Consider the following 16,089-nt stretch of genomic DNA (forward strand, 5'->3'; position numbering starts at 1 on the left):
TCCCCTTTACAATCCCCGCGGTCCCGCAAAGAAATCGGTGCTGCGCACTGCGCTCACCTCCCGGTCCTCAGCCCGCGGTCGGCCCAACTCGACATCGCTGTCTCGATTCGCCTCTGGCCGCCATCCCTGGCGGCCAGCCCTTGTCTTCCGACCTCCGGTTCGCCGATTTCAGCAGGCACCAGGGCATCGCTGCATATCACGTTGTTTCAGAGGCATATCGTAGCTGCACGAACATCGTCCCGGAGGCGGCGCTGCCGCGCCCGTCTGGGCGATCTACTGCCCGGCAATCGCCCGACAAATCGCCTCGCCCACCTGCTGGGTGGAGGCGCTGCCTTGCATATCCGGCGTCTTCGGTCCGCTGGCAATGGTCTGCTCAATCGCCGCCAGAATACCGTCGTGGGCGGCCTGGTAGCGCGCGTCCCCGTTGCCGAGGAAGTCGAGCATCATCGCGCCGGCCCAGATGGTGGCAATCGGGTTGGCGATATTTTTGCCGTAGATATCCGGCGCCGAACCGTGCACCGCTTCAAACAGCGACGGAAAGGTACGGTCCGGATTGAGGTTTGCCGATGGGGCAATGCCGATGGTGCCGGTACAGGCCGGGCCGAGATCGGAGAGGATATCGCCGAACAGATTAGAGCCGACCACCACGTCAAAACGCTCCGGCTGCAGCACGAAGCGGGCGCACAGAATATCAATATGCTGCTTATCCCATTTCACCTCAGGGTATTCCTGCGCCATCGCTTCAACGCGCTGGTCCCAAAAGGGCATGCTGATGGCCAGACCGTTAGATTTGGTCGCCGAGGTCAGGGTTTTGCGCGGGCGGCTTTGCGCTAATTCAAAGGCGTAGCGCAGAATACGGTCAACGCCGCGGCGGGTAAATACCGACTCCTGAATTACCACTTCATGTTCGGTACCCGGATTCACATGCCCGCCGAGGGCGGAGTATTCCCCTTCGGTATTCTCGCGCACCACGTAAAAATCGATATCGCCGGGCTGTTTACCCGCCAGCGGGCAGGGGACGCCGGGGAACAGGCGCACCGGACGCAGGTTGACGTACTGGTCAAATTCGCGACGGAACTTCAGCAGCGAGCCCCACAGGGAGATGTGATCCGGCACGATATCCGGCCAGCCGACCGCGCCGAAGTAGATCGCATCAAATGTTTGCAGCTGCGCGCGCCAGTCGTCGGGCATCATGGCGCCGTGTTGCGCGTAATAGTCGCAGCTGGCCCACTCAAAATACTCGAAGCTTAACGCCAGCCCCCAGCGTTCGGCGGCGGCCTGCAGCACACGGACGCCTTCCGGCAGCACTTCTTTACCGATGCCATCGCCGGGGATGGCGGCAATACGTAAGGTTTTATTCATCATTGTTCTCAGTTTCAGGTAAGGGAAATTGACTTCATCTCTATCCTATAATTGACTGATTCATAATTAATCCCGCCAACTGGTGAAACATAAAACACGAATCATGAATAATCTGCCGCTGCTGAACGATTTGCGCGTTTTTATGCTGGTTGCCCGCCGCGCCGGTTTCGCCGCCGCCGCTGAAGAGCTGGGGGTCTCTCCGGCTTTCGTCAGCAAGCGCGTGTCGCTGCTGGAGCAAACGCTCAACGTCCAGCTGCTGCACCGCACCACCCGACGAGTCGCTATCACCGAAGAGGGGGAGCGCATCTACGAATGGGGGCAGCGCATCCTGCAGGACGTCGATCAGATGATGGATGAGCTCTCCGATGTGCGGCAGGTACCGCAGGGGACGCTGCGGATTATCAGCAGCTTTGGCTTTGGCCGGCGAGTAGTCGCGCCGGCGCTCTCCGAGCTGGCCCGTCACTACCCGCAGCTGGAAATCCGTTTTGATGTCGCTGACCGGCTAGTGGATTTAGCCAATGAAGGGGTCGATCTGGATATTCGCGTTGGCGACGATATCGCCCCCAACCTGATTGCCCGCCAGCTTGCCAGCAATCACCGCATCCTCTGCGCCTCGCCGGCGTTTGTCGCCCGCTATCCCCGGCCGAGACAGCTAAGCGATCTCGCCGCGCTGCCCTGTCTGGTGATCAAAGAGCGCGACCGGCCCTTTGGCGTCTGGCAGCTACGCGATAAAGAGGGTGAGCACGCTATTAAGGTGACCGGACCGCTGTCGTCAAACCACGGCGAAATCGTCCATCAGTGGTGCCTCGAGGGGCAGGGGATCGCGCTGCGCTCATGGTGGGACGTCAGGGAGAATATTGCCAGCGGCAATCTGCTGCATCTGCTGCCGGAGTACTATCAGCCCGCCAATATCTGGGCGGTATACGTCTCGCGGCTGGCGACCTCGGCCAAAATTCGCGCCACCGTGGAGTTTTTGCGCCGCTACTTCCAGCAGCGCTTTCCGCAGCAGTACGACGAGGCAACATTGCCGACGGCAGGCGCCGTCGGCCGGGGGGATTAAACGCCCAGGCGATCGCGCAGGCTGTAGTACGCCGCGCCCATGGCGGTAAACGGAATGCGCAGGCTGCGCCCGCCGGGGAACGGATAGTGCGGCAGCCTGGCGAAGGCGTCGAAACGTTCGGCGTCTCCGCGCAGCAGCTCCGAAATCAGCCGTCCGGCGAGGTGCGTACAGGTCACTCCGTGGCCGCTGTAGCCCTGCATATAATAGATATTGTTATCGAGACGGCCAAACTGCGGCATCCGCGAGAGGGTCAGCAGGAAGTTGCCGGTCCAGCGGTAGTCTATTTTTACCCCCTGCAGCTGCGGGAAGGTTTTCAGCAGCTTCGGCATAATCAGTCGCTCAACGTCGTCCGGATCGCGTGCGCCATACACCACGCCGCCGCCGTACAGCAGGCGGTTATCGGCGGTCAGACGGTAGTAATCCAGCAGGTAGTTACAATCCTCCACGCAGTAGTTTTTCGGGATCAGCGAGCGCGCCAGATCCTCAGCCAGCGGCGCGGTAGTGACCACCTGGGTGCCACACGGCATGCTGCGCTTCGCCAGCTCCGGCTCGAGCTTATCGCCGAGATAGGCGTTACCGGCGACGATCACGTAGCGGGCGGTGACCTGCCCGCGTTCGGTGGTCACCACCGCAGGGCTGCTGTGCTGAATGCGGGTGACCGGTGATTGTTCGTAAACCCGACCGCCGTTCATCCGAATGGCGTCCGCCTCGCCAATCGCCAGGTTCAGCGGATGAATATGGCCGCCGCTGTGGTCCAGCAGGGCGCCGGCGTAGCGGTCGCTGTCCACTTCGCGGCGAATAGCGCTGGCATCCAGCAGCTCCAGCTGGGTATTGCCGTAGCGCTCCCAGTTCGCCTTCTGCTCTTCCAGCGTCTCCAGCTGTTTATGGTTCAACGCGACAAATAGCCCGCCGGGGCGATAGTCGCACTGGATTTGATAGCGTTGGATGCGCTCGCGAATAATGTCGCCGCCTTCAAACATCATGCTGCCGAGCATCTTCGCGGCGTCCGGGCCGTAGGTTTTCTCGATAACGTCGATATCGCGGCTATAGGAGTTAACCAGCTGGCCGCCGTTCCGCCCGCTGGCGCCGAAGCCGATGCGCGCGCCTTCAAGCAGCACCACATCGTAGCCCATTTCGGCCAGATGCAGCGCCGATGAGAGGCCGGTATAGCCGCCGCCGACGATGCAGACGTCGCAGCTGATTGATTCGTCCAGCGTCGGGAACGGCTCATAGCGGTTGGCGCTGGCGGCATAATAGCTGGTGGTATGTTCGCTCATGATTAAGACTCCAGGGCAATCCAGATAGTTTTCAGTTCAGTGAATTTTTCCAGGGCGTGCAGGGACTTATCGCGTCCGTTACCGCTCTGCTTATAGCCGCCGAACGGCACGGTCATATCGCCATCGTTGTAGTTGTTCACGAAGACGGATCCGGCTTTCAGACGGCGGCTAACGCGGTGAGCGCGGGAGAGATCGCGGGTCCAGACCGCTGCGCCGAGGCCGTAGCGGCTATCGTTGGCCAGCGCCAGCGCCTGCTCTTCGGTGTGAAAGCGGGTCACCACCAGCACCGGGCCGAAGATCTCCTCCTGGCTGAGCGGGGAGGCGGGGTCGACATCGACGAAGATGGTCGGGCCGACCGCCGCGGGCCACGGATTTTTACGTCCATCCAGCAGCAGCGTGCTGTGCGCCTCGCCGGCGCGAATGAAGCTATGGACGCTATCGGCATGGGTGTTGTCGATTAGCATGCCCATGGTGGTATTCGGGTCGAGCGGATTGCCCGGCTGCCAGGCTTTTGCCTGCTCTTTTAGCAGGTCGAGAAAGCGGTCGGCGATGCTCTCCTCAAGCAGCAGACGGGTACCGGCGATACAGACCTGGCCCTGATTGTAGAAAATACCGCCGGCAGTCGCGTTGACCGCTTTTTGCAGGTCCGGGCAGTCGGCAAAGACGATATTGGCGCTTTTACCGCCCGCCTCCAGCCAGACGCGCTTCATATTGCTGTCGCCCGCGTCTTTCAGCAGCTGTTTACCGGTGCGGGTGGAGCCGGTAAAGGTAATCACTTCGACGTCCGGATGCAGCGCCAGCGCCTGACCGGCTTCATGGCCGAAACCGCTCACCACGTTAAATACGCCGTCCGGCAGTCCGGCCTGTTTTGCTAAGCCCGCCAGACGCAGAGCGGTAAGGGGGGATTTTTCCGACGGCTTAAGCACCACGCTGTTGCCTGACGCCAGCGCCGGGCCAAGCTTCCAGCAGGCCAGCAGCAGCGGGAAATTCCACGGCACTACCGCCGCAATCACGCCAATCGGTTCGCGAACGATCATGGCCAGTTCGTTGCCGCTGGTGGGGGCGACTTCGCCGTAGACTTTATCGATAGCTTCGGCATACCAGCGAATCGCGCGAGCGGCGCCGGGGATATCGTCGCGCAGGCTGTGACGGATCGGTTTGCCGGTATCGAGGGTTTCCAGCAGCGCCAGCTCTTCGCGATGGGCGTCCATCAGGTCGGCGAATTTATGCAGCACCGCTTTGCGCTGGGCAGGAGACGCCTGCGACCAGTCGCCGCGATCGAAGACGCCGCGGGCGGCCTGGACCGCGCGATCGACGTCGGCCTTTTTGCCGCGCGCGACCTCGGCGAGCGTCTGCTGGGCGGTAGGGTCGACGGTGGCGAACACGCTATTATCGGCGGCGGCGCTGTATTCGCCGTTAATAAATAACCGCGTTTCAATCGTCAATTCGCGTGCTTTTTGTTGCCAGTAAGCCAGGTTGTGAAAATCCATCATGACTCCTTAATGACATAATCGGAAAAATAAAAAAGTGGTGATTTCAGACCCTCAGGGCGTAGGGCGTCCCCGGGGTTGAGTACCGTTTAAATTGCCCGTTAACGGGCGTAAATTATCCGGGGCCAGCGGAATACGTTTTTCCGCATCGCGCAAGGTGAACTGCGTTTTCTTCGCGCCGCCGGAATAAACTCCGACGGTGCAGGCCTGAAGAAAGCCTGAGAAAACCTCAGGCTAAAAAATCAGAATGTGGTGGGAGTATGGGCGCTGATGATTCGGCAGATACCCGCCGAGGTGTTGCTGAAGCTATGCGGTATGCCGGTGTTAATGGCATAGCTTTGCCCAGCCACCAGGTGATACGTCTGACCGTTAATGGTCAGCACGACTTCACCCTCCAGTATGGTGCCTATCTCCTCACCCTGATGCTTAATCCTCTCCCCGGTTGTGGTTCCAGGCTGGTACGTTTCAAAAATCATCGCCAGCGTGCGGTTCGGATTGCCATTGTGAACCAGTTTCATCGACACCCCCTGACTGCCGATTTCAATCAGATCGTCCTGATTGATAACCACCTGAGGTTCAGCCGGTTTTTCTGGTTCAGAAAAGAATTCCGAGAGCGACAGCCCGTAGACTTTCAGCAGCTTTTGCAGCGTACTGATGGCAGGACTGACTTTGTCCTGTTCTATGGTGCTGATGGCACTATGTGTTAACCCAGACAGTTCGGCGGCACGACGCTGTGAGAGACCCAGCTGTTGGCGGATCTCTGACAGACGTTTCCCTGGCGCCAGTCCGTCATCGCTCATATTTGCATTTCCTTAACGGTAGTGGTCAGAGTCGCTGTTTTTCAGCGACATATACCCGTCATACTTCAAGTCGCTTGCGCGTTGGCTTTGCTCGCTCACCCCAGTCACTTACTCCAGTAAGCTCCTGGGGATTAATGAGAGGCTCCTGCCTCTCACCGGAGGCCAGCCTTCGGCTGGTCAAATTCGTTCCCGACGAATTTGTCGCTCACTTGCCGCTTTCCTGCAACTTGAATTATTTTGGCTATAGCTCTGACAGGCGGTGATAAAACCCTCAAACAACATTCGCGACAGGGCGTATTCGCTACTGTTCCATTCAGGATGCCACTGCACGCCGAGGGCGAAAGGATGGTCGTTAACGCTGACCGCTTCCGCCAGCCCGTCGGGAGAACGCGCCTCCACGCGCAGCCGTGGACCCGTGGTTTTCGCTCCCTGTCCGTGTAACGAGTTTACCCAAAACGTGTTGCAGCCCGGTATTAACTGAGAAAGTAATCCTCCTTCCTGAACCTGAACTTCATGCGAGGGCGCATATTGCTGCTCGACGGGAAGTTCGGGGTCCTCGCGGTGCTCAAGAAGCTCAGGCTGCTCGAACAGACGACGATACAGAGTCCCGCCGGTGGCGACAACAAGTTCCTGTAGTCCACGGCAGATGGCGAAAATGGGGATGCGCCTTTCGAGCGCGGCGTCGATCAGCGCCATGCTCAGAAGATCACGCCCGGGATCGGCGTCAGGCTCATCGCCGTTTTCACCATAGAGGTGCGGCTGTACGTTACTCGGGCTGCCGGGCAGATAAATGCCGTCCAGTTTTGGCAGTAGCGCGGAAAGCAGTTCCGGCTCCGCCAGCGCGTGCGGCAGGGCAATCGGCACGCCGCCGGCGTTAACAATCGCGTTCAGATACTTCTCTTGCAGAGTCTGGGTCTGGTGACCCTTAAGCCTGTTTCGACACATCACCACGCCAATAACTGGCTTGTACATTATATTTTCCATGATCGCCCTCACAAAGTGGACTAAATTATGACCGGATTAGCGGGTAAAACGGCCATTTCGTTCAATATTTTCTCAATCTAGCAGTGGATATAGCCCTTTGCAAACTTAATTTAACATTTGACAAACAATTTGTTTGCATACACATTCCAATAGTGGACATTATATTTAACAGTGCCATTCAGGGTCCGAAACTAAACAACGGCGGTGAATCATGGAAACTAATATCGTAGAAGTTGAGAATTTTGTTCAGCAGTCGGAAGAGAGACGGGTCAGCGCATTCACCTGGGAAGTGAAGCGCTACCTCGAGCGTTACCCCAATACGCAATACGTAGATGTACTGTTAACCGACCTGAACGGCTGCTTCCGCGGTAAGCGGATCCCGGTGTCTGGCCTGAGCAAACTGGAGAAGGGCTGCTATTTCCCGGCTTCGGTGTTCGCGATGGACATTCTCGGCAACGTGGTGGAAGAGGCGGGACTCGGCCAGGAGATGGGCGAACCGGATCGCACCTGCGTACCGGTGCTGGGAACCTTAACGCCGTCGGCGGCGGACCCGGAATACATTGGTCAGGTTCTGCTGACCATGGTTGATGAAGATGGCGCTCCCTTTGACGTTGAGCCGCGGAACGTTCTTAACCGGCTCTGGCAGCAGCTGCGCCAGCGCGGGCTGTTCCCCGTGGTAGCGGTAGAGCTGGAGTTCTATTTACTTGACCGCAAGCGCGACGCGGAAGGTTACCTGCAGCCGCCGTGCGCGCCGGGAACCGGCGATCGCAATACCCAAAGCCAGGTTTACTCCGTCGACAACCTCAACCACTTTGCCGACGTGCTGAACGAAATCGATGAGATCGCCCAGCTTCAGCTGATCCCCGCCGACGGCGCGGTGGCGGAAGCCTCTCCCGGTCAGTTTGAAATCAACCTCCACCATACCGATAACGTGCTCGACGCCTGCGATGACGCGCTGGCGTTAAAACGTCTCGTGCGTTTAATGGCGGAGAAGCATAAGATGCACGCCACTTTTATGGCCAAACCCTATGAAGAGCACGCCGGTAGCGGGATGCATATCCATATCAGCATGCAGAACAACAAAGGCGAGAACGTGCTGGCGGACGCGGACGGCGAAGATTCCGCGATGTTAAAACGCGCGCTCGCCGGGATGATTGATCTGATGCCGGCGTCGATGGCGCTGCTGGCACCGAACGTCAACTCGTATCGTCGTTTCCAACCGGGAATGTACGTGCCGACCCAGGCGTCGTGGGGGCACAACAACCGAACGGTGGCGCTGCGCATTCCGTGCGGCGATCGGCACAACCACCGCGTCGAATATCGCGTGGCCGGGGCGGACGCCAACCCGTACCTGGTGATGGCGGCGATTTTCGCCGGCATCCTCCACGGTCTGGATAATCCGCTGCCGTTACAGGAAGAGGTGGAAGGCAACGGCCTTGAGCAGGAGGGGCTGCCGTTCCCGATTCGCCAGAGCGATGCGCTGTGGGAGTTTATGCAAAACGATCACCTGCGCGAACGGCTTGGCGAACGTTTCTGCCACGTTTATCACGCCTGTAAAAACGACGAATTACTGCAGTTTGAGCGGCTGATCACGGAAACCGAAATCGAGTGGATGTTGAAAAACGCCTGATTGCCGCCCCGCAGGGGGCAGCTTAGCGTTATCACGAGTAGCATCATACGGCCTGAGCGGAGCCTGGTCGGACGTTTTTGCTGGGAGCCCAGCCATTCCCGGATGCCGCGTTAAGGAGCGCAGGCGGCAACGGGGCTTCAGTTAACGACACAGTGTGTAACGAGGTAGGAAATGATGCAGATGTTTAAATATCCGCAGGGAGAAGGGGGCCGTCATGGCCGCATGGAGTGCGCCGCCACCGCTCGTCGGTTCTTTTTACCTTTTGATTTGCCATTAACCCCGTTGCGAAGCAGGTTGGTTTCCCGGTCTCTACGACCGCAAACCCGGATGTGCAGCGGGGGAAATGGCCATGGCTATTAACACCTCTCTCGATAACGCCTCTGAAGCGGGCAAACCACGGCTGCGTAAGTCTCTCAAGCTGTGGCAGGTGGTGATGATGGGCCTCGCCTATCTGACCCCGATGACGGTTTTTGATACCTTCGGCATCGTTTCCGGCATTAGCAACGGCCACGTTCCGGCCTCCTATCTGCTGGCGCTGGCCGGCGTGCTGTTTACCGCCATTAGCTACGGTAAGCTGGTACGCCAGTTTCCGCAGGCGGGATCGGCGTATACCTACGCGCAAAAGTCGATCAGCCCGCACGTCGGGTTTATGGTGGGCTGGTCTTCGCTGCTGGATTATCTGTTCCTGCCGATGATCAACGTTCTGCTGGCCAAAATTTATCTTTCCGCGCTGTTTCCGGACGTGCCGCCCTGGGTATGGGTGGTGACGTTTGTGGCCATTCTGACCGCGGCGAACCTGAAAAGCGTCAATTTGGTGGCGAACTTCAATACCCTGTTCGTGCTGGTGCAGATCTCAATCATGGTGGTCTTTATCGTGCTGGTGGTGCAGGGGCTGCATAAGGGGGAGGGCGTCGGTACCGTCTGGTCGCTCCAGCCGTTTATTAGCCAGAATGCGCACCTGATCCCGATTATTACCGGGGCGACGATAGTCTGCTTTTCGTTCCTCGGCTTTGATGCGGTGACGACCCTTTCCGAAGAGACGCCGGACGCCGCGCGGGTGATCCCGAAAGCCATCTTCCTGACCGCGGTCTACGGCGGGGTGATTTTTATTGCCGCCTCGTTCTTTATGCAGCTCTTTTTCCCCGATATTAGCCGTTTTAAAGACCCGGACGCGGCGCTGCCGGAGATCGCCCTCTACGTCGGCGGCAAGCTGTTCCAGTCGATTTTCCTGTGCACCACCTTTGTGAATACCCTGGCGTCAGGCCTGGCCTCACACGCCAGCGTTTCGCGCCTGCTGTACGTTATGGGCCGTGATAACGTTTTCCCGGAGCGCATTTTCGGCTATGTCCATCCAAAATGGCGGACTCCGGCGCTGAATGTGATCATGGTGGGCATCGTCGCGCTGTCGGCGCTGTTCTTCGACCTGGTTACCGCCACGGCGCTAATTAACTTTGGCGCGCTGGTGGCGTTCACCTTCGTTAACCTGTCGGTGTTTAATCACTTCTGGCGGCGTAAGGGCTTTAACAAAACCTGGAAAGATCGCTTTCACTACCTGCTGCTGCCGATGGTCGGCGCGCTGACGGTGGGCGTTCTGTGGATTAACCTGGAGGCGACCTCGCTGACGCTCGGTCTGATATGGGCGGGGCTGGGTTTACTGTATCTGACTTATCTGACCCGCCGCTTCCGTAAGCCGCCGCCGCAGTTTGACGGGGCCAAAGCGGAACAGGCCTGGGAATCGTAACGATTTTTAACTCACACATAAAGGCAGGCCGGCGAGCCTGCCTTCTTTTTTTCATTCTCGTTTGAAATCAGGCAGTCGGGGAGAAATAGCAGGGGCAGAAGGTAAGAATAGTGAGGATGAATTATTTCTTTTTCTTATGGGTTGGCAGCTGTGCGGAGCGCCGATCCTTGACATAGGAGACCAGGCTGTAGATGGCTACTCCCAGCAAAACCACCGCGACGATAAAGAGCAGGATACCTGACATAGATTAACCTAATGTTATGTTTAACATGAAGAAAAAATACCGTGATATCGGGATAATAGCATCGGGATATTTCTTAAAGATGACCCGATGAATCAGACGAGAATAGACTGCCAGCAATGCACTGAAATTATTATTTACATGAATAAATGTGAAGAGTAAAGCGCGATGATGGTGAAAAAATGAACGAGTAACACTCGGTTAAGCGAATTTACAGACGAGCGCGCGACGGGCTGCTACCCTTGGCCCGCTAAATAAGGGGTGAGAGTAACAAATGGTTAATAAGCAAATCATCGCTGTTGTTGGGCCGCTGCTGGTTCTGACGTCATTCAATAGCCTGGCCGAACCCGGGAACCCGTCAATTCGCGAACGTATTGTCGATCAGGTTTTAAAACCCTGCGAAGGTAAAAAAGCCGGCGATAAAGTGCTGATCGTCGACCATCGCGGCGGCAAGCATGAAGCTATCTGTACCCTTGCGGCGGTGCCGCTGCCGGAGTAACGCCATCCCTCTGATTTCACTCTTCCTGCGTCATGGCGGAAAGCGTAATTCTTTCCGCACTTTGCGAGCCATTGCCCGGAAAAATGTCATAAATTTGTCACAATTAAGGCGATGATAATCACTGACTGAGGGTTAAGGGATGAGAAAAAGTCTACTCGCCGCCGCCGTGGCCGGCGTTGTCTTACTGTCCGCTGGCGTCCAGGCGCAGGAGCAGGCCGCACCGGAAGGGTATCAGCTTCAGCAGGTACTGATCATGAGCCGCCATAACCTGCGCGCGCCGCTGGCGAACAACGGCAGCGTGCTGGAGCAATCCACGCCGAAATCCTGGCCGGAGTGGGATGTTCCCGGCGGTCAGCTGACGACCAAGGGCGGGGTACTGGAAGTCTATATGGGGCACTATATGCGTGAATGGCTGGCGCAGCAGGGGCTAGTGACCAGCGGCGAATGTCCGCCAGAGAACGCGGTCTACGCCTATGCCAATAGCCTGCAGCGTACCGTCGCGACCGCGCAGTTCTTTATTACCGGCGCGTTTCCCGGCTGCGGGGTGACGGTGCACCATCAGGAAAAAATGGGCACCATGGACCCAACGTTTAATCCGGTGATCGTCGACGATTCCGCCGCTTTCAGCGAAAAGGCGGTGCAGGCGATGGAGAAAGAGCGGCAGGGGATGCAGCTGGGCGAAAGTTATAAGCTGCTGGAGGCGATAACCGACTACCGCAATTCTCCGTCCTGCAAAGAGAAACAGCAGTGCTCCCTGAGCGAAGGGAAAGATACCTTTAGCGCCAAATATCAGCAGGAACCGGGCGTTTCCGGGCCGCTTAAGGTCGGTAACTCGCTGGTTGACGCCTTTACGCTGCAGTATTACGAGGGGTTCCCGAAAGACCAGGTCGCCTGGGGCGAAATCAAAACCGATAAGCAGTGGCAGGTGCTGTCGAAGCTGAAAAACGGCTATCAGGATAGCCTGTTTACTTCCCCTGAAGTGGCGCGCAACGTGGCTAAGCCGCTGGTGAAATATATTGATAACGCGCTGGTGGGCGATGCGGCGAAGGCGGCGAAAGTGACGCTGCTGGTGGGACACGACTCCAACATCGCTTCGCTGCTGACGGCGCTGGATTTTAAACCCTATCAGCTGCATAACCAGTACGAGCGCACGCCTATCGGCGGCAAGCTGGTGTTCCAGCGCTGGCATGATAACGGCGGCAATCGTGATTTGATGAAGATTGAGTACGTCTATCAAAGCACCGAGCAGTTGCGCAATGCCGATGCGTTAACCCTGCAGTCGCCGCCGCAGCGGGTGACGCTGGCGCTGAACGGCTGTCCGGTCGATGATAACGGCTTCTGCCCGATGGACACCTTTAAAAAGGTGATGGCCGAGGCGACAAAATAACAGAGCATAAAAAACCCGGAGCAATCCGGGTCTTACTGCCGATGTTTAGCCTGGTCTTGTAGCCCGGACAGGCGCAACGCGTCGCCTCCGGGAAGCTCATGCAAGAATTCCCGGAGGCGGTACTGTGTACCTGTTCGGGCTACACGTTCTTGCGTTCGATAGTTTGTTCGCCCCAGAACAGGGAGTCTTTGTCCGTTTTAGCGAAGGCGAGGGGCAGGACTTCATCGCTGCCTTCCTCCCAGATTTTCTCCGCCAGCTTTTCATCGTAATGGGCTAATTCAAAAATCGCCTCGGCAATTTCAGGAGACGTATTGCGCAGACTTGCCCACTCACCGACGCGATGGGCCTTTGCTTCTTGATTCGGCATGCTTTCCTCCTGCTGAAGATTAACCGTGTAGTTTTACTGCCAGGCCCGCAACGTGCTCTCCCTGATAACGGGCAATCGCCAGCTCCTCTTCGCTCGGCTGACGCGAGCCGTCGCCGCCGGCGATGGTGGTGGCGCCGTAAGGCGTACCGCCGCGAACCTGCGAGACATCAAATAGCTCCTGGGCGCCGTAGCCGATCGGCACAATAATCATCCCGTGGTGCGCAAGGGTGGTCCAGGTTGAGGTAATGGTTTGTTCCTGGCCGCCGCCGGTGCCGGTTGAGCTGAACACGCTGGCCAGCTTGCCGTACAGCGCGCCGGATGCCCACAGGCCGCCGGTCTGATCGAGGAAGGTGCGCATTTGTCCGGACATATTGCCGAAACGGGTAGGGGTACCAAAGATGATGGCGTCGTACTCCGCCAGCTCCTGCGGCGTGGCGACGGGCGCGTTTTGCGTTTTCCCGCCTGCTTTGGCAAAAACCTCTGCCTGCATGGTTTCCGGTACGCGCTTCACGACCACTTCAACGCCATCTACCTTGTTTGCCCCTTCGGCGACGGCATGCGCCATGGTCTCGATGTGTCCGTACATAGAATAATAAAGCACCAGAATCTTAGCCATTTGCATCACTCCTCGGTTGCGTTATGTGCCAGCCAGTTGACTGGCTATCTTTAAAGATAAGACTTGTGGCGAAGAGTGCAAATGCAACAATCATTTATTTGATTTATAACAAAATTGCAAAAAACGAGGGCTGTTGCAAAAAGATACATCTTTAGTGGCGCCATTTTAGGCTGTCATAAGAGCCGCTTAGCGCGCGCCCGGCGTAATAGCAGCAGTTCTTATACAAAATCTATTTCAGAATGTGACGATATCCCTCCGACGCGGTTTTCCTTCGCTAACCTTAAAAGCACGTGATACGCAACCCGTATCGCGGAGGCCTGAGCCTCGTGTTTCACCTAATGCAGCATGATGTCTAACCTAAATGGAGGTCAGTAATGGCAAACCATCGTGGCGGTGCCGGCAACTTTGCCGAAGACCGTGAAAGAGCATCAGAAGCAGGTCGTAAAGGTGGCCAGCACAGCGGGGGGAATTTTAAAAACGATCCTCAACGCGCATCCGAAGCGGGTAAGAAAGGGGGTAAAAACAGTCATGGCAGCCGCGAAAGCTAGCGTCCCCTGATTGTTTGCTGATGGGGGTTAATCTCCCGGGCCCGACCCCATCACCCTCGCCGCCGACGTCACGTCGGCGGTTTTTTTGTCTCTTTGCAGCTGCCGTTGAGCGGGAGGAACGCCCGGCTCACCGCGTAAACGCCTTAACCGGGCTACGGGTTTACCGTTGCCTGCGGACCGGTATCCGGGGCAAGGCGCGTTAAGCGCCGCTTCCGTTAACGGGTCTTCAGGCGTCGCACGCTTTCATACCGGGGTGACGTTGGTTTGCCCGGCCTCACGCGGACGGCGGTTAAGCAGAGCGTGCAGCAGGATCGCGCCGAAGGTGGCCGTACCGATCCCGCCGAGGGTGAAGCCGCCGAGAGAAAGCGCGAAATCGCCCGCCCCCAGCACCAGCGTCACCGCCACCATAATCAGATTCGCGTTCTGACTCAAATCCACGCGGTTCTGCACCCAAATTCGCGCGCCCGCGACGGCAATCAGGCCAAACACCACAATCGATGCGCCGCCGATCACCGGTCCCGGAATGGTATGGATCAGCGCGCCGAATTTCGGTGAAAATCCAAGCAGCATCGCAATCAGCGCCGCCGCGACGAACACCAGCGTTGAGTACACTTTGGTGACCGCCATTACGCCGATATTCTCCGCGTAGGTGGTCACCCCGCTGCCGCCAACCGAGCCGGAGAGCATCGTTGCCAGTCCGTCGCCGACGAACGCCCGCCCCATATACGGGTCCATATTGCGTCCGGTCATCCCGGCCACCGCCTTCAGATGACCGAGATTTTCTGCCACCAGAATCACCGCTACGGGGGCGATCAGCATCATCGCCTGGCCGTTAAAGGTCGGGGCGGTTATCTGCGGCAAGCCAAACCACGCTGCCTGCGCAAGCAAGCTAAAATCCAGGGGCTTGCCCAGCCCGAGGCCGTTGGCCAGCAGCGCGTAGAGCGCGCAGGCGATAATCAACCCGACGAGGATCAGCAGCCGCTGCAGCATTCCGCGGGTAAACACCGCCACCAGACCGATGCACAGCACAGTCAGCACCGCCATCCAGCCGTCAAATGGCGTCGCTGATACGCTGCGCACCGCGATTGGCGCGAGGTTAAGACCGATCGCCATGACTACCGCGCCGGTGACTACCGGCGGCATCAGCCGCTCGATCCAGCGGGTGCCGATTTTCATCACCACCAGGCCAATCAGGGTATAAACCAGTCCGCAGAGAATAATCCCGCCCAGCGCGACGCTGAGGTGCGGGTTAAGCCCCTGGCCGTTGAAGCCGGTGACGGCGATCACCACGCCGACGAAGGCGGCGCTGGAGCCCAGGTAGCTCGGCACGCGCCCGCCGGTAACCAAAAAGAACAGCAGGGTGCCGACGCCGGACATCAGGATCGACAGATTGGGATCCAGCCCCATCAGGATTGGCATCAGAACGGTTGCGCCAAACATCGCCACCGCGTGCTGCACGCCCATCACCACGGTCTGCCCGACCGACAGCCGTTCATCGGGAGCGACGACGCCGGAGGCGGCGGAGGGGGAGGTTAACTGCCAGCGAGGAAAATCGAAGAGAGCCATGATGAGATCCTGGGTTTAGGGTTAACAGGCTGGACGCATCAGCGTGTGGTAGCCGCGGTCGAACCACATCAGTCCGCGCGGTTCCGGATGGCGTACAATCGCCGCCACTTCGCAAAACAGAATGTCATGAGTCCCGACGCTGACGATCTGGCTGATGCGGCAGTCGAAGCTGACCAGCGCCGCTTCCAGACGCGGGCAGCCGGTCGCGCCGGTTTGCCAGTCGGCGGCGGCGAAGCGCTCCGCCATCGGCGTTTTACCGCCGAAAACGTTCGAGAGTTCTTCCTGGCCAGCCGCCAGGGTGTTGACGCACAGCGCCTGGTGCTGGCTGAAGATCGGCCACACCGAGGCGGAGCGATTCAGGCAGACCAGCAGCGTGGGCGGCGCGTCGGTGACGCTGCAGACTGCGCTGGCGGTAAAGCCGGCGCGGCCAGCCGGACCATCAGTGGTGATAATGTTCACCGCCGCCCCGACGTGGGCCATGGCGTCGCGAAAGCTTTGTTTATCGGCAAGAGACATACGGG

General features: G+C 58.3%; 16 protein-coding genes. 6 read left to right on the top strand and 10 right to left on the bottom strand.

All coding sequences use genetic code 11. The annotated features are described in order from the left end of the window. Nucleotides 1-273: 273 nt before the first annotated feature. Entirely contained in the window at nt 274-1,362 is a 1,089-nt protein-coding gene (locus tag IYV58_RS09985) for a tartrate dehydrogenase (protein WP_049115835.1), read from the bottom strand. 82 nt (nt 1,363-1,444) lie between these two features. Here IYV58_RS09985 and IYV58_RS09990 point away from each other — a divergent pair, with 82 nt between their 5' ends. Further along, nucleotides 1,445-2,422, top strand: coding sequence for a LysR substrate-binding domain-containing protein (locus IYV58_RS09990; RefSeq protein ID WP_172880679.1), 978 nt, complete (start codon nt 1,445-1,447; stop codon nt 2,420-2,422). On the opposite strand, the gene IYV58_RS09995 is transcribed toward IYV58_RS09990, so the two are convergent. The 4 genes from IYV58_RS09995 to puuD all read right to left on the bottom strand — a co-directional run bounded on the left by IYV58_RS09995 (nt 2,419) and on the right by puuD (nt 6,961). Beyond that, nucleotides 2,419-3,699: an NAD(P)/FAD-dependent oxidoreductase gene (locus tag IYV58_RS09995; RefSeq protein WP_004131260.1), complete on the bottom strand. Its 1,281-nt coding sequence runs from the start codon at nt 3,697-3,699 to the stop codon at nt 2,419-2,421. The two genes, IYV58_RS09990 and IYV58_RS09995, sit on opposite strands and share 4 nt — an antisense overlap. A gap of 2 nt (nt 3,700-3,701) precedes the next feature. Then, the gene (puuC, locus tag IYV58_RS10000; RefSeq protein ID WP_004131262.1) at nt 3,702-5,189 is read right to left on the bottom strand and encodes an aldehyde dehydrogenase PuuC; all 1,488 of its coding nucleotides are present in this window, start codon (nt 5,187-5,189) and stop codon (nt 3,702-3,704) included. Nucleotides 5,190-5,431: 242 nt separating this feature from the next. Next, nucleotides 5,432-5,989, bottom strand: coding sequence for an HTH-type transcriptional regulator PuuR (gene puuR, locus IYV58_RS10005; protein WP_004131263.1), 558 nt, complete (start codon nt 5,987-5,989; stop codon nt 5,432-5,434). A gap of 177 nt (nt 5,990-6,166) precedes the next feature. After that, nucleotides 6,167-6,961, bottom strand: a complete 795-nt coding sequence (gene puuD, locus IYV58_RS10010; RefSeq protein ID WP_224326113.1) for a gamma-glutamyl-gamma-aminobutyrate hydrolase — start codon at nt 6,959-6,961, stop codon at nt 6,167-6,169. A 223-nt stretch (nt 6,962-7,184) separates the two neighbouring features. Between puuD and puuA the strand changes: the two genes are divergently transcribed. Together puuA and IYV58_RS10020 are read left to right on the top strand one after the other, a co-directional pair. Next, the gene (gene puuA / locus IYV58_RS10015) at nt 7,185-8,603 is read left to right on the top strand and encodes a glutamate-putrescine ligase (RefSeq protein ID WP_004131267.1); all 1,419 of its coding nucleotides are present in this window, start codon (nt 7,185-7,187) and stop codon (nt 8,601-8,603) included. Between the two features lie 349 nt (nt 8,604-8,952). After that, a complete protein-coding gene (locus IYV58_RS10020) occupies nt 8,953-10,344 on the top strand; it encodes an APC family permease (protein WP_004131269.1) in 1,392 nt (463 codons plus the stop codon). A 121-nt stretch (nt 10,345-10,465) separates the two neighbouring features. Here IYV58_RS10020 and IYV58_RS10025 read toward each other — a convergent pair whose 3' ends face one another. Next, complete coding sequence (locus tag IYV58_RS10025) at nt 10,466-10,588, bottom strand: small membrane protein (protein ID WP_004131271.1); 123 nt, start codon at nt 10,586-10,588, stop codon at nt 10,466-10,468. 271 nt (nt 10,589-10,859) lie between these two features. On the opposite strand from IYV58_RS10025, the gene IYV58_RS10030 reads away from it, so the two are divergent. Both IYV58_RS10030 and agp read left to right on the top strand, forming a co-directional pair. Beyond that, nucleotides 10,860-11,084: a hypothetical protein gene (locus tag IYV58_RS10030; RefSeq protein ID WP_004131273.1), complete on the top strand. Its 225-nt coding sequence runs from the start codon at nt 10,860-10,862 to the stop codon at nt 11,082-11,084. A 139-nt stretch (nt 11,085-11,223) separates the two neighbouring features. After that, the gene (agp, locus tag IYV58_RS10035; RefSeq protein ID WP_004131275.1) at nt 11,224-12,471 is read left to right on the top strand and encodes a bifunctional glucose-1-phosphatase/inositol phosphatase; all 1,248 of its coding nucleotides are present in this window, start codon (nt 11,224-11,226) and stop codon (nt 12,469-12,471) included. A gap of 139 nt (nt 12,472-12,610) precedes the next feature. Here agp and IYV58_RS10040 read toward each other — a convergent pair whose 3' ends face one another. Further along, complete coding sequence (locus tag IYV58_RS10040; RefSeq protein WP_004131277.1) at nt 12,611-12,838, bottom strand: YccJ family protein; 228 nt, start codon at nt 12,836-12,838, stop codon at nt 12,611-12,613. 19 nt (nt 12,839-12,857) lie between these two features. After that, complete coding sequence (wrbA, locus tag IYV58_RS10045; protein WP_004131278.1) at nt 12,858-13,454, bottom strand: NAD(P)H:quinone oxidoreductase; 597 nt, start codon at nt 13,452-13,454, stop codon at nt 12,858-12,860. 374 nt (nt 13,455-13,828) lie between these two features. Here wrbA and IYV58_RS10050 point away from each other — a divergent pair, with 374 nt between their 5' ends. Next, nucleotides 13,829-14,002 (top strand): con-10 family general stress protein, encoded by a 174-nt coding sequence (locus IYV58_RS10050; RefSeq protein ID WP_004131287.1) that lies wholly within the window; start codon nt 13,829-13,831, stop codon nt 14,000-14,002. A 243-nt stretch (nt 14,003-14,245) separates the two neighbouring features. On the opposite strand, the gene rutG is transcribed toward IYV58_RS10050, so the two are convergent. Continuing rightward, nucleotides 14,246-15,568: a pyrimidine utilization transport protein G gene (gene rutG / locus IYV58_RS10055; RefSeq protein ID WP_004131289.1), complete on the bottom strand. Its 1,323-nt coding sequence runs from the start codon at nt 15,566-15,568 to the stop codon at nt 14,246-14,248. A gap of 21 nt (nt 15,569-15,589) precedes the next feature. Beyond that, nucleotides 15,590-16,084, bottom strand: coding sequence for an NADH-dependent FMN reductase RutF (gene rutF, locus IYV58_RS10060; RefSeq protein WP_004131291.1), 495 nt, complete (start codon nt 16,082-16,084; stop codon nt 15,590-15,592). Between the last annotated feature and the right edge of the window lie 5 nt (nt 16,085-16,089).

Origin of the sequence: Klebsiella sp. BDA134-6, from assembly GCF_015601345.1 — a bacterium.
In the GTDB taxonomy this organism is placed as follows: Bacteria; Pseudomonadota; Gammaproteobacteria; order Enterobacterales; family Enterobacteriaceae; genus Klebsiella; species Klebsiella grimontii.

Bases quoted from the DNA above. Each gene is read 5' to 3' on its own strand.
- rutG (WP_004131289.1), bottom strand. From the start codon at position 15,568: ATGGCTCTCTTCGATTTTCCTCGCTGGCAGTTAACCTCCCCCTCCGCC.
- IYV58_RS09995 (WP_004131260.1), bottom strand. From the start codon at position 3,699: ATGAGCGAACATACCACCAGCTATTATGCCGCCAGCGCCAACCGCTAT.
- IYV58_RS10050 (WP_004131287.1), top strand. From the start codon at position 13,829: ATGGCAAACCATCGTGGCGGTGCCGGCAACTTTGCCGAAGACCGTGAA.
- IYV58_RS10040 (WP_004131277.1), bottom strand. From the start codon at position 12,838: ATGCCGAATCAAGAAGCAAAGGCCCATCGCGTCGGTGAGTGGGCAAGT.
- IYV58_RS09985 (WP_049115835.1), bottom strand. From the start codon at position 1,362: ATGAATAAAACCTTACGTATTGCCGCCATCCCCGGCGATGGCATCGGT.
- IYV58_RS10020 (WP_004131269.1), top strand. From the start codon at position 8,953: ATGGCTATTAACACCTCTCTCGATAACGCCTCTGAAGCGGGCAAACCA.
- puuA (WP_004131267.1), top strand. From the start codon at position 7,185: ATGGAAACTAATATCGTAGAAGTTGAGAATTTTGTTCAGCAGTCGGAA.
- IYV58_RS10025 (WP_004131271.1), bottom strand. From the start codon at position 10,588: ATGTCAGGTATCCTGCTCTTTATCGTCGCGGTGGTTTTGCTGGGAGTA.
- puuD (WP_224326113.1), bottom strand. From the start codon at position 6,961: ATGTACAAGCCAGTTATTGGCGTGGTGATGTGTCGAAACAGGCTTAAG.
- IYV58_RS10030 (WP_004131273.1), top strand. From the start codon at position 10,860: ATGGTTAATAAGCAAATCATCGCTGTTGTTGGGCCGCTGCTGGTTCTG.
- agp (WP_004131275.1), top strand. From the start codon at position 11,224: ATGAGAAAAAGTCTACTCGCCGCCGCCGTGGCCGGCGTTGTCTTACTG.
- wrbA (WP_004131278.1), bottom strand. From the start codon at position 13,454: ATGGCTAAGATTCTGGTGCTTTATTATTCTATGTACGGACACATCGAG.
- puuC (WP_004131262.1), bottom strand. From the start codon at position 5,189: ATGGATTTTCACAACCTGGCTTACTGGCAACAAAAAGCACGCGAATTG.
- rutF (WP_004131291.1), bottom strand. From the start codon at position 16,084: ATGTCTCTTGCCGATAAACAAAGCTTTCGCGACGCCATGGCCCACGTC.
- puuR (WP_004131263.1), bottom strand. From the start codon at position 5,989: ATGAGCGATGACGGACTGGCGCCAGGGAAACGTCTGTCAGAGATCCGC.